Source organism: Pseudomonas sp. HMWF021 (genome assembly GCF_003061005.1).
In the GTDB taxonomy this organism is placed as follows: domain Bacteria; phylum Pseudomonadota; class Gammaproteobacteria; order Pseudomonadales; family Pseudomonadaceae; genus Aquipseudomonas.
The window spans coordinates 10,375-22,889 of sequence record NZ_QAIK01000063.1; the positions used below are offsets into that span (position 1 = coordinate 10,375).

General features: G+C 60.7%; 13 protein-coding genes. 3 read left to right on the forward strand and 10 right to left on the reverse strand.

The features are described from left to right. The first annotated feature begins 5 nt into the window (after positions 1 to 5). Positions 6 to 632: a TetR/AcrR family transcriptional regulator gene (locus tag DBR18_RS09170; RefSeq protein WP_108590091.1), complete on the forward strand. Its 627-nt coding sequence runs from the start codon at positions 6 to 8 to the stop codon at positions 630 to 632. A 137-nt stretch (positions 633 to 769) separates the two neighbouring features. Here the strand turns inward: DBR18_RS09170 and DBR18_RS09175 are convergent, their stop codons facing one another. The 8 genes from DBR18_RS09175 to DBR18_RS09210 form a co-directional block, all read right to left on the reverse strand. Continuing rightward, positions 770 to 985 (reverse strand): molybdopterin-binding protein, encoded by a 216-nt coding sequence (locus DBR18_RS09175; protein WP_007967989.1) that lies wholly within the window; start codon positions 983 to 985, stop codon positions 770 to 772. Positions 986 to 1,016: 31 nt separating this feature from the next. Continuing rightward, on the reverse strand, positions 1,017 to 1,823 hold the full coding sequence (gene ssuB, locus DBR18_RS09180) for an aliphatic sulfonates ABC transporter ATP-binding protein (protein WP_108590092.1): 807 nt from the start codon (positions 1,821 to 1,823) through the stop codon (positions 1,017 to 1,019). Next, the gene (ssuC, locus tag DBR18_RS09185; protein ID WP_027610511.1) at positions 1,820 to 2,602 is read right to left on the reverse strand and encodes an aliphatic sulfonate ABC transporter permease SsuC; all 783 of its coding nucleotides are present in this window, start codon (positions 2,600 to 2,602) and stop codon (positions 1,820 to 1,822) included. The genes ssuB and ssuC overlap by 4 nt, the downstream gene beginning before the upstream one ends. 8 nt (positions 2,603 to 2,610) lie before the next feature. Then, positions 2,611 to 3,759: an FMNH2-dependent alkanesulfonate monooxygenase gene (gene ssuD / locus DBR18_RS09190; protein WP_047596660.1), complete on the reverse strand. Its 1,149-nt coding sequence runs from the start codon at positions 3,757 to 3,759 to the stop codon at positions 2,611 to 2,613. A 25-nt stretch (positions 3,760 to 3,784) separates the two neighbouring features. Beyond that, positions 3,785 to 4,765 (reverse strand): sulfonate ABC transporter substrate-binding protein, encoded by a 981-nt coding sequence (locus DBR18_RS09195; protein ID WP_108590093.1) that lies wholly within the window; start codon positions 4,763 to 4,765, stop codon positions 3,785 to 3,787. An 89-nt stretch (positions 4,766 to 4,854) separates the two neighbouring features. Next, a complete protein-coding gene (gene ssuE, locus DBR18_RS09200; RefSeq protein WP_108590094.1) occupies positions 4,855 to 5,448 on the reverse strand; it encodes an NADPH-dependent FMN reductase in 594 nt (197 codons plus the stop codon). Between the two features lie 282 nt (positions 5,449 to 5,730). Next, the gene (locus DBR18_RS09205) at positions 5,731 to 6,369 is read right to left on the reverse strand and encodes a peroxiredoxin (RefSeq protein WP_108184138.1); all 639 of its coding nucleotides are present in this window, start codon (positions 6,367 to 6,369) and stop codon (positions 5,731 to 5,733) included. 294 nt (positions 6,370 to 6,663) lie between these two features. After that, positions 6,664 to 7,989, reverse strand: coding sequence for an OprD family porin (locus tag DBR18_RS09210; RefSeq protein WP_108590095.1), 1,326 nt, complete (start codon positions 7,987 to 7,989; stop codon positions 6,664 to 6,666). A gap of 366 nt (positions 7,990 to 8,355) precedes the next feature. Between DBR18_RS09210 and tauA the strand changes: the two genes are divergently transcribed. Further along, positions 8,356 to 9,342, forward strand: a complete 987-nt coding sequence (gene tauA / locus DBR18_RS09215; protein WP_177482359.1) for a taurine ABC transporter substrate-binding protein — start codon at positions 8,356 to 8,358, stop codon at positions 9,340 to 9,342. A 108-nt stretch (positions 9,343 to 9,450) separates the two neighbouring features. On the opposite strand, the gene argA is transcribed toward tauA, so the two are convergent. After that, a complete protein-coding gene (argA, locus tag DBR18_RS09220; protein WP_064589721.1) occupies positions 9,451 to 10,752 on the reverse strand; it encodes an amino-acid N-acetyltransferase in 1,302 nt (433 codons plus the stop codon). Between the two features lie 238 nt (positions 10,753 to 10,990). After that, positions 10,991 to 12,136, reverse strand: coding sequence for an acetylornithine deacetylase (argE, locus tag DBR18_RS09225; protein ID WP_108590096.1), 1,146 nt, complete (start codon positions 12,134 to 12,136; stop codon positions 10,991 to 10,993). A gap of 156 nt (positions 12,137 to 12,292) precedes the next feature. On the opposite strand from argE, the gene DBR18_RS28375 reads away from it, so the two are divergent. Then, positions 12,293 to 12,515: CYTH domain-containing protein (locus tag DBR18_RS28375; protein ID WP_177482360.1), on the forward strand; the 223-nt coding region annotated here is incomplete at its 3' end.

Genomic DNA, 12,515 nt, shown 5'->3' on the forward strand with positions numbered 1-12,515 from the left:
CTTTCATGACGCGTCCCGCCCCCGTTCGCAAACCCCGTGCCCGCAGTCAGGCGCGAATCGATTCGATACTCGACGCCGCGCGCACGCTGCTGGCCGCCGAGGGGGTGGCCAGTCTGTCGATCTACAGCGTCGCTGAACGCGCGCAGATTCCGCCTTCCTCCGTGTATCACTTCTTCGCCAGCGTCCCGGCGCTGCTCGAAGCGCTGACGGCGGATGTGCACGCGGCGTTTCGCGCCTGCCTGCAGGCGCCGATCGACCACGAAGCGCTGCAAGACTGGCGCGATCTCTCGCGGCTGATCGAGCAACGCATGCTGGAGATCTACGACGAAGACGCCGCTGCCCGCCAGTTGATCCTCGCCCAGCATGGCCTGACCGAAGTGACCCAGGCCGACCGGCAGCACGACATCGAACTGGGCGACCTGATGCACAAGCTGTTCGACCATCACTTCGAATTGCCGCGCCTGCCGAGCGATGTCGATGTGTTTGCGCTGGCGATGGAACTGGGCGACCGCGTATATGCGCGCTCGGTGCAGCAGCACGGGCAGATCACGCCGCGCATGGCCGAGGAAGGGATGCGCGTGTTTGATGCCTATCTCGGCCTGTATCTGCCGCCTTATCTGCCTAAACGATAAAAGATCGCAGCCTTCGGCAGCTCCTACAGGAGCGCGCATTCCCCTGTAGGAGCTGCCGAAGGCTGCGATCTTTTGATCTTCAAAAAGAAAAACCCCGAAGGGCTCACGCCTTTCGGGGTTTGTTTTTATCCACAGGCTTACAACTTGGCGATCGACACCTCGGTGGATTTCACGAAGGCGATCACTTCGCTGCCCACCGCCAGTTCCAGCTCCTTGACCGAGCGGGTGGTGATCACTGAAGTGACGATGCCGGAAGCGGTTTGCACGTCGATTTCCGACAGCACGTCGCCGAGAACGATCTCCTTGATCGAGCCTTTGAACTGGTTGCGCACGTTGATGGCTTTGATAGTCATGGCTTTGATTCCTGTCGTTGATAAGCTTGAGTTATTGGGCCCAGCGCAATTGCGTAGGCAGGGGTGAAACAGGTTCCGGCTCCGGCGGCTCGCCGGGCAGGGACAGAACACGGTTGAGCACTTCGGTTTCCAGCGCTGCCAGTCGATGCGAGCCACGTACTCGCGGACGTGGCAGTTCCACTTGCAGGTCGAGACCGACTTCGCCGTCCTCGATCAGGATCACCCGGTCGGCAATCGCCACCGCTTCGCTGACGTCGTGAGTCACCAGCAGCACGGTGAACCCATGTTTTTGCCAGAGGCGTTCGATCAGTTGCTGCATCTCGATCCGGGTCAGCGCATCCAGCGCGCCCAGCGGCTCGTCAAGCAACAACAGGCGCGGTTGATGAATCAGCGCCCGGGCCAGCGCCACGCGCTGCTTCTGCCCACCGGACAAGGCGGCCGGCCACTCGTTGGCGCGATCCGCCAGACCCACCGCTTCCAGCGCCTCCAGAGCTTGCGGGCGCCAGTTGCCTTTAAGGCCGAGGCCAACGTTGTCGATGATCTTTTTCCACGGCAGCAGCCGGGCTTCCTGGAACATCAGCCGGGTGTCTTCGCGCGCATCGCTCAGCGGTGCGGCACCGGCCAGCAGGTCGCCGCCAGTCGGTTGATCGAGGCCGGCGAGCAAGCGCAGCAAGGTGCTCTTGCCGCACCCGCTGCGCCCGACCACAGCGACGAATTGCCCCGCCGGAATGTGCAGGTCGATTTCGCGCAGCACTTGCCGCGCACCGAAGGTTTTCTGCACGTTGCGCACCACCAGCGGAATCCCGCGCAGCAGGCGTGGAGGTTGTTGAGCGGTCATGCCGCACCTCCCTTGGCCACCTGATAGGCCGGATGCCAGCGCAACCACACACGTTCAAGTCCACGGGCGGCGAGGTCGGCGAGTTTGCCGAGCACCGCGTAAAGCAGGATCGCCAGCACCACCACATCGGTCTGCAAAAACTCCCGGGCATTCATCGCCAGATAGCCGATGCCGGAGCTGGCGGAGATGGTTTCGGCAACGATCAGCGTCAGCCACATGAAGCCCAGCGCAAAGCGCACGCCGACCAGAATCGACGGCAGCGCTCCCGGCAGAATCACCTGCCAGAACAGGCTGAAACCGCTCAAGCCATAACTGCGCGCCATCTCCACCAGCGCCGGATCGACGTTGCGGATACCGTGATAGGTGTTGAGATAAATCGGGAACAGCGTGCCCAGCGCCACCAGAAAAATTTTCGCCGACTCGTCGATGCCGAACCACAGGATCACCAGCGGAATCAGTGCCAGGTGCGGCACGTTTCGGATCATCTGCACCGAGCTGTCGAGCAGGCGTTCGCCCCACTTCGACAGGCCGGTGATGAAGCCAAGCACCAGGCCGATGCTGCCGCCGATGGTAAAGCCCAGCGCCGCGCGCCAGCCGCTGATTGCCAGGTGCGTCCAGATTTCGCCGCTGCGCACCAGGCTGACACCGGCCTCGATCACCGCCACCGGTGCCGGCAGGATCCGTGTCGACAACCAACCGGCCGACACCGACAACTGCCACACCGCCAGCAGCAACACCGGCAACGCCCAGGGCGCGAGGCTGTGGATAAATTTGTTCATGGCGCGCCTCAGCTCTGCGACGCGGCTTTGGGAAGAATGTCGTTGGCCACCATCTCGCCAAACGGGCTGACATAACCGGCGCTTTTCGGCAGTTCCGGTCTTTCGATGTCGAGGTGCGGGAACAGCAGTTCAGCGACGCGGTACGACTCTTCGAGGTGTGGATAACCGGAGAAGATGAAGGTGTCGATACCCAGATCCGCGTATTCCTTCACGCGGGCGGCCACGGTCGGGCCATCGCCGACCAGCGCCGTACCCGCACCACCGCGCACCAGACCGACGCCGGCCCACAGGTTCGGGCTGACTTCGAGGTTGTCGCGGCTGCCGCCGTGCAGTGCGGCCATGCGCTGCTGGCCGACCGAATCGAAGCGCGCCAGCGAGGCCTGCGCACGTTTGATGGTGTCGTCGTCCAGATGCGAGATCAGCCGGTCTGCCGCTTGCCAGGCCTCGGCGTTGGTTTCGCGCACAATCACGTGCAGGCGAATGCCGAAGCGTACGGTACGGCCGAGCCTGGCCGCTTTGGCACGAACCTGTTCGATCTTCTCGGCAACGGCTGCGGGCGGCTCGCCCCAGGTCAGCACCATCTCGACCTGTTCGGCGGCCAGATCCTGCGCCGCTTCCGAGGAGCCGCCGAAGTACAGCGGCGGACGCGGTTGCTGGATCGGCGGATAGAGCAGCTTGGCACCCTTCACGCTGATGTGTTCGCCGTCGTAATCGACGGTTTCGCCTTCCAGCACCCGACGCCAGATGCGGGTGAATTCCACCGAGGCTTGATAACGCTCTTCGTGGTTGAGGAACAGACCATCACCGGCCAGCTCTTCCGGGTCACCGCCGGTCACCAGGTTGAACAGCGCACGGCCACCGGACAGACGATCCAGCGTCGCTGCCTGCCGCGCCGCGACCGTCGGGGAAATGATCCCGGGGCGCAGGGCGACAAGGAACTTCAGACGCTGGGTCACCGGGATCAGCGACGCAGCCACCAGCCAAGAGTCTTCGCAGGAACGGCCGGTGGGAATCAGCACACCACCGAAACCCAGACGATCCGCCGCTTGCGCGACCTGTTGCAGATAACCGTGGTCGACGGCGCGGGCGCCTTCGGCGGTGCCAAGGTAATGGCCGTCGCCGTGGGTAGGCAGGAACCAGAAGATGTTGAGGCTCATGGAGTGGTCTCCTTGGGGATTCGATTTACTGGGCTTGGGTAACCGAGCTTTGGGCCACCGCGGCCGGTGGGGTCCAGATCACGTCCTTGATGCTCAACGGCTTGGGAATCAGCTTGAGCTGGTAGAAGGTGTCGGCGATTTTCTGTTGCGCGGCGACCACTTCCGGGGTCAGGAACAGCGCGCCGTAGCCCTGGCGTTCCACCGAGGTCAGGGTGATGTCCGCCGGCAGGCCGAGCAGTGGCGCGACCTGTTGGGTCACGTCTTCCGGGTTGGCCTTGGACCACTCGCCGACGGCACGCACTTCTTCGACGAGGGTCTTGATCACCTCGGGATTTTTCTGCGCGTAAGGTTTGGTCGCGAGATAGAACTGATGGTTGTCGACGATGCCTTTGCCGTCACGCAGGGTGTGCGCCTGCAGCTGCTTCTCGGCGGCGGCCTGGTACGGATCCCAGATGACCCACGCATCGACGCTGCCACGTTCGAACGCGGCGCGGGCATCGGCGGGCGGCAGGAATACAGTCTGGATATCGGCGTATTTGAGGCCGGCGTCTTCCAGTGCGCGCACCAGCAGGTAGTGCACGTTGGAGCCTTTGTTCAGGGCAACTTTCTTGCCCTTCAGATCCGCCACCGATTTGATCGGCGAGTCTTTCGGCACGAGGATCGCTTCGCTGTTCGGCGCTGGCGGTTCGTAAGCGACGTAGAGCAGATCAGCGCCCGCCGCTTGGGCGAACACCGGAGGAGTTTCACCGGTCACGCCGAAGTCGATCGAGCCGACGTTCAGGCCTTCGAGCAGTTGCGGGCCACCGGGGAATTCAGTCCATTGCACGTCGACGCCTTGGGCGGCCAGACGCTTTTCCAGCGTGCCTTTGGCCTTGAGCAGCACCAGCGTGCCGTACTTCTGATAACCGATCCGAAGCGTCTCGGCCTGAGCTTGAGTAATGGCGCCGAAGGACACAGCCGCAGCAAACAGAGCGACCAGACCACGACGCAAAAATACAGTGCGCATAGCGCTCTCCTTTTTGCTGTTGGGTTTTGGCTGCACCTGCTTGGCCGTTGACGGCTGAGTAAGGTGAGTACTTCAAATTCCGGTGAGGCTTAAATGCTCCAGCGAGCACTCAACAAACGTTCATTCAACAGGCCCGGCTCCAGCGGTTTCGGCCGGCGGGCCATGGCACTGACAAACTGATCCAGCGCTTCATGCAGACGCTGCTCCAGCGCCGGCGCCAGCTGTGCCGCGGCACTGCCTTCGCCGTAAGCGATCTGGCTGTCCTCGGCGAAAATGCCTTGCAGCATTTCCTGGGCTTTCAATGCCGACAGCACCGGTTTGAGCGCGTAATCGACCACCAGCATGTGGGCGATACTGCCGCCGGTGGCCATCGGCAACACAATCTTGTGGTTCAGGGCGCGTTCCGGCAGCAGATCCAGCACGGTCTTCAGCGCGCCGGAAAACGACGCCTTGTACACCGGCGTGGCGATCAGCAGACCGTCGGCGTTTTCAATCTGCGCCAGCAGGTCGAGCACCTTCGGGCTGTCGAAGCGGGCATGCAGCAAGTCTTCGGCCGGGAAGTCCCGCACCTGATAACTCACCACTTCCACCCCCTGCTCCTGCAACCAGCGTTGCGAGCGCTCCAGCAACACCCCGGAACGGGAGCGTTGACTGGGGCTGCCACCGAGTGAGACGACCAGCATTCAGACGATTCCTTTCGCGTTACAGGCGATTCGCGGGTTGCGATCTCGCGTCAATGGAGTGACCTTACCAGCTGATTTATATATCCATAAATCATATTTATTCATTTGGTTATGCGTTTTGGAGATATGCGCTTCAACAAACTGCGGGCGAAAAAAAAGGCCGTTGAAACGGCCTGAAATCCCCTGCTATTGGGATGCATCAAAAAGATCGCAGCCTTCGGCAGCTCCTACATGGAACGGCTTACTCCTGTAGGAGCTGCCGCAGGCTGCGATCTTTTGCTCTTAACGATTCGGTTGCGGCGTCAGGCGCAGATACGGTTTCACCGCACGATAGCCTTTGGGGAAGCGCCGCTTGATCTCTTCCTCATCCTTGAGCGACGGCACGATCACCACCTCTTCACCGTCCTGCCAGTTGGCCGGAGTGGCCACCTTGTAGTTGTCAGTGAGCTGCAGCGAATCGATCACCCGCAGGATCTCGTGGAAGTTGCGCCCGGTGCTCGCCGGGTAGGTGATGGTCAGGCGAATCTTCTTGTTCGGATCGATGACGAACAGCGAACGCACGGTCAGCGTGTCGTTGGCGTTCGGGTGGATCAGGTCATAGAGGTCGGAAACCTTGCGATCGGCGTCGGCCAGGATCGGGAAGTTGACGATGGTGTTCTGGGTTTCGTTGATGTCCTCGATCCACTTGTGGTGCGAGTCCACCGGGTCGACCGACAGCGCGATGGCTTTGACGCCCCGCTTGCTGAACTCATCCTTGAGCTTGGCGGTAAAGCCCAGCTCGGTGGTGCACACCGGGGTGAAGTCGGCCGGGTGGGAGAACAGCACGCCCCAGCTATCGCCCAGCCACTCGTGGAAACGAATCTTGCCGGCGCTGGAATCCTGTTCGAAGTCGGGGGCGATGTCGCCGAGTCTGAGGCTCATGGTGCTGCTCCTGATGAGTTGTTGGAGAACTCAACTGTAGCTCGGGATTCGACATCATGAAAAAGAATAAATAATAAGATATTTAGAGCATAAAGGAATATTAAACATCGTTCACTGGACGCTCGCCGGCATCGCGACGAACATCCCCTCAAGGTTCGAGAAGGCCTTGAGTAGCTGCAAAAGAGGGGAATTTCGGGACAGGCTTACGGGGGTGAGTCTGACCCGGAAATGCAAAAGCCCCGTCCGGCACGGTGCCGGACGGGGCTTTTTTACATCAGTCGCTTGAGCGCGCTATTACAACAGCGGGATCGAGTAGCTGACGATCAGGCGGTTTTCGTCCTGGGAACGGGTGTTCGCCAGGTCGGTACGCCACATCGCGTTTTTCCAGGCGACGCCGAGGTTTTTCAGCGGGCCTTCCGGAATCACGTAACCGATGGTCAGGTCACGTTCCCACTCGGTTTTTTCACCCAGCGGAGTGTCGATGTTGTTGCCACGCAAGTAGATCAGGTTGGCGGTCAGGCCAGGAACGCCGATCTTGGCGAAATCGTAGCCGTAGCGAGCCTGCCAGGTACGCTCGCCAGCACGGGCGAACTTCTGGATCTGCATGTCGGTGATGGTGCTGTTGGACGAGCCGTCACCCTGGTTCAGCCAAGGGAAGTCGCTGTCGCCTTTGGTGTACTGGTAGCCGGCACCGAAGGTGTGACCTTCAACCGAGTACAGCGCCAGGTAGCTGTACAGATCGTTGTCGACCTTGCCCTTGACGGTGTTGCCGCCGTAGTAGCCGCTGGTGTAGTAGGCAGCGGTATCACCGTTGGCACCGTTGTCACGGCTGCGGTAGTAACGCAGGTCGCTTTTCAGCACGCCCGGGCCGATTGCCCAGTTGTGAACCAGACCCAGGAAGTTCTGCGAGTAGAAATCTTTCAGCTCGCCGTAGTAGTACGAAGCGGTCAGGTCTTTGGTGACCTTGTAGTCAGCACCACCGTAGTAGAACTTGTTGCTGAACACGCCTCTGTCGTAGTTCGAGCTGGCGTTTGCGCCGGCGATCGACATGTTTTCGTTGTTGCTCGAGTTACGACCTTTCACGGCCTCAACCTGACCGGCAGTCAGGGTCAGATCCTTGAACTCGTTCGAGGTGATCGCTTCGCCCTGGAAGGTTTGCGGCAGCAGACGACCGTCGTTGTACTTGATGACCGGGTTGTTCGGCATCAGGGTACCGACCTTCAGTTCGGTCTGGGAGATCTTGACCTTGCCGGTCACGCCCAGGCTGGCGAAGTCATGCACTGCACGGTTGCCATCGCTTGGGAACACGGTGCCGCCGGAAGCAGTACCTGCGGAGTTGCCGCTGGTAGCCGGGCTGGAATCCAGACGCACGCCGTACAGGCCGATCGCGTCAACACCGAACTGCACGGTGCCTTGGGTGTAGCCGGAGATGAAACGCAGATCGAAGCCCTGACCCCACTCTTCGTTCTTGTTCGCGCCAGCGCCATCGCGGTTGTCAGTATTGATGTAGAAGTTACGCAGGCCCAGAGTGGCCTTGCTGTCTTCGATGAAACCGGCGGCGCCTGCCTGCTGCGCCATAACCCCTACGGCCACAGCCAGGGCCAAGGTGGACTTGTTCATGTAAAGCTCCTCTCGTTTCTAATTCTTGTGTTCCTGGTCCTGGTCGAATGCCCGGATCCGTAGGTTCGCGATTAGCGCCAGAGCGTGACTGACAAGTCAATCGTAACCTTGTGTGTCTACGACCAAGGTCTAATCGCAGTATTTGGGTCCCTGCACAGTACTGACTTTCCTGATAACCCCAAAAAGAATTATTTCATTCTTTTTTATACCATTCGGCTATATGGCCCAGTAATGGCCACCTGCAGCGCAACACAGGATATCGGCTACTAAGCTAATTACTAAATGGTATTTGTTCGCCTATTTTTAGATCGATTAGCGTTGACGTATTCGAATCACGTCAAACCCTATCCAAAAGGCGACACCATCATGGCCAAACGGGCACTATCTAGTCAATTTGTTACAGTTTGTGTGTCAGCGATAATTTCTTTCTCCGCGCAGGCCGCCAACCTGACTGTGGGTTATCAAACCGGTATCGACCCCAGCAAAGTGCCCCAGGCCGACGGCACTTACGAAAAAACCATCGGTGAGAAGATCGATTGGCGCCGCTTCAACAGTGGCCCGGAAGTAGTGACAGCCATTGCCTCGGGCGATGTACAGATCGGCAATCTCGGCTCAAGCCCTTTGGCAGCGGCGGCTTCGCGTAACCTGCCGATCGTCGCGTTCATTGTTTCGGCGCAGATCAACGCCGCCGAAGCTTTGGTGGTGCGTAACGGCAGCGGTATCAACTCCCCTCAGGATCTGATCGGCAAGACCATCGCCACGCCCTTCGTTTCCACCTCCCATTACAGCCTGCTCGGCGCACTCAAGCACTGGGGCCTGGACACCTCGAAGGTCAAAGTGGTGAACCTGCAACCCGCGGAAATCGCAGCTGCCTGGAAGCGCGGCGACATCGACGGCGCGTTTGTCTGGTCACCGGCACTGGGGGAAATCCGCAAGACCGGCAAGACCCTGACCGATGCCGCGCAAGTCGGCCAATGGGGCGCGCCAACGTTTGAAGTCTGGGTCGCGCGCAAGGATTTCGCCGAAAAGCACCCTGACGTGGTGGCCAAATTTGCCAAGGTCACTCTAGACGCGTTTGCCGATTACGCCAGCCATAAAGACAGCTGGACGGCCGACTCGGCGCCGGTGCAGAAAATCGCCAAATTGACCGGTGCCAACGCCGCTGACGTACCGGAACTGCTGGCCGGCTCGGCCTTTCCCGATGCCAAGGCGCAGCAAACCACCGCGCTGCTGGACGGCGGCACGGCGAAGGCGATTGGTGAGACGGCGAAGTTTTTGAAGGAACAGGGCAAGGTTGAAACGGTGCTGCCGGACTACTCGCCTTACGTGAGTGCGAAGTTCATCACTGAGTAAACACAAAACCCTGTAGGAGCTGCCGAAGGCTGCGATCTTTTGATCTTGTTTTCAGAAAACCAAAGTCAAAAGATCGCAGCCTTCGGCAGCTCCTACAGGGGACCCCGATTACAGGGTCTTTTCGAAGATTTTCGAATTGCGCTGATAGTTGTACAGCGAGGCCCGCGCCGCCGGCAGGCGCTCGACGCTGCTTGGCTCGAAACCGCGCTCGCGGAACCAGTGCGCGGTACGGGTGGTGAGAACGAACAGGGTTTTCAGGCCTTGTGCCCGGGCCCGGGTCTCAATGCGCTCCAGCAGCTCATCACCGCGACCGCCGTGGCGGTACTCGGGGTTCACCGCCAGGCACGCCAGCTCACCGGCATCCGAATCGGCAATCTGATACAGCGCGGCACAGGCGATGATCATGCCTTCGCGCTCTACCACACTGAACTGCTCGATCTCGCGCTCAAGCACCTCACGCGAGCGACGCACCAGGATCCCCTGCTCTTCCAGCGGACTGATCAGGTCGAGCAAACCGCCGACGTCTTCAATCGCCGCCTCGCGCACCAGTTCGAATTGCTCTTGGGCCACCAGCGTACCGCCGCCATCGCGGGTGAACAGTTCGGTCAGCAGCGCGCCGTCTTCGGCGTAGCTGACGATATGGCTGCGCGCGACACCGCCACGGCAGGCCTCGGCAGCGGCGTCGAGCAATTCCGCCTGATAGTTGCTGCTGCCCAGTCGCTGCAGATGCGCCGGAACCTGTTGCGGACGCAGTTCGCGCACCAGTTTGCCGTTCTCGTCGATCAGACCGAGGTCGGCGCCGAACAGCAGCAGTTTGTCTGCGCCCAGGTCGATGGCGGCCCGGGTGGCGACGTCCTCGCAGGCGAGGTTGAAGATTTCCCCGGTCGGCGAGTAGCCCAGCGGCGAGAGCAGCACGATCGAACGCTCGTCGAGCAGACGATTGATGCCTTTGCGATCGACCCGGCGCACTTCGCCGGTGTGGTGATAGTCGACGCCTTCGAGCACGCCGATCGGCCGCGCCGTGACCAGATTGCCGCTGGCTACGCGCAGTCGCGAACCCTGCATCGGCGATGAGGCCATGTCCATCGATAGCCGCGCTTCGATGGCGATGCGCAGCTGACCGACCGCGTCGATCACACATTCCAGGGTTGCCGCATCGGTGATGCGCATGCCGTGGTGATAGTGCGGGGTCAGGCCGCGAGCGGCGAGGCGGGTTTCAATCTGCGGGCGCGAACCGTGGACCAGCACCAGCCGCACGCCGAGGCTGTGCAGCAGCACCAGGTCGTGGACGATGTTGCCGAAGTTCGGATGCTCCACGCCGTCGCCGGGCAGCATGACGACGAAGGTGCAGTCGCGGTGGGCATTGATGTAAGGGGACGCGTGACGAAGCCAATTGACGTATTCGGGCATGAACCTGGGCCTGTAATAAATAGCAGCCGGAAAAAAGGGCGAAACGGAAAACGCACAGCGGGCTGATGGTTATCGTCGGAACAGGCTTGGCGACACGCGCGCTCTCCTCATGAATACGGGTTGGACTTCCACTAATTTAACGGCTTCCCCCTGTAGGAGCTGCCGAAGGCTGCGATCTTTTGATCTTTAAAAAAAATCAAAAGATCGCAGCCTTCGGCAGCTCCTACAAGGGATGCGTTCAATTCTTCAGGCAGTAATGTTCAATCAACTGCCGCAATAGATGCACGGTAGGCTGCAAACGTGACATTTCAAGGTATTCGCCGGGCTGATGCGCACAGGCAATGTCGCCGGGGCCGAGCACGATGGTTTCGCAGCCAAGGCGCTGAAGATAAGGCGCTTCGGTGCCGAACGCTACTGCTTCGGCACTATGTCCGGTGAGCTTTTCGGCGATGCGCACCAATTCGGCGTCTTCGGCCTGCTCGAACGGTGGCACTTCCGGGAACAACGGCTTGTAATCGATCTTCACCTGATGCCGTTCGGCCACCGGATTGAGCTTGCGCAGGATTTCCGCACGCAGGACTTTCGGGTCCATGCCCGGCAACGGGCGCAGGTCGAACTCCAGCGAACACTGGCCGCAGATGCGGTTGGGGTTGTCGCCGCCATGAATGCAGCCGAAGTTCAGGGTCGGTTGCGGCACGCTGAACTGCGGGTTGTTGAATTCGCGTTGCCACAACAGGCGCAGGCCGCGAAGCTCGCCGATGGCATCGTGCATGGCTTCGAGGGCGCTGTGGCCCAGGCGCGGATCCGACGAATGGCCGCTCTGCCCGAGGATATCGATGCGCTCCATCATGATGCCCTTGTGCATGCGGATCGGCTTGAGCCCGGTCGGCTCGCCGATCACTGCCGCTCGGCCGATCGGACGCCCGGCCTCGGCCAGCGCGCGGGCACCGGACATCGAACTTTCTTCATCACAGGTGGCGAGGATCAGCAGCGGTTGCTTGAACGGCTGGTCGAGCAGCGGCTGCACGGCTTCGATGATCAGGGCGAAAAAACCCTTCATGTCGCAACTGCCCAGCCCGACCCAGCGGCCATCGACTTCGGTGAGCTTCAGCGGATCGGTCTGCCACAGTGCATCGTCGTACGGCACGGTATCGCTGTGCCCGGCCAGGACCAGGCCGCCGGGGCCGCTGCCGAAACTGGCGAGCAGGTTGAATTTGCCGGGGCTGACCTGCTGGATATCGCAGTTGAAGCCCAGATCACCCAGCCAACCGGCAAGCAAATCGATCACTGCCCGGTTGGATTGATCCAGGCTCGGTTGGGTGCAACTGACCGACGGTGCGGCGATCAGTGCCGCGAACTGGTCTTGCATGGATGGCAAAGGCATCGCTGACTCCAACTCCCGATTTGAAGTCCATCATAGAGCCATCCGGCGCTCGGAATAAACCGCCGCAGGGCGTAGGAAGTTTGAGTCCTGTACACTGCACGGCCTTGGCAGCCACACATTCCCCCGGCTGCGCTCCCGATCCTGGATTTTCCGGCCATGCAGAAAGAAACCGAAATCAAACTCCGCGTCAGCCGCGAAACCCTCGCTGCCCTGCGCGAGCACCCGCTCCTGAAAAAACGCAACAAAAATGGCTGGGAACGCCGTGAGTTGATGAACCAGTACTTCGACACCCCCGAGCGCGACTTGGCCCAGGCCAAGGTTGCCCTGCGCCTGCGCAAGGACGGCGACGAAGTGATCCAGACCCTCAAGACCCGCGGCC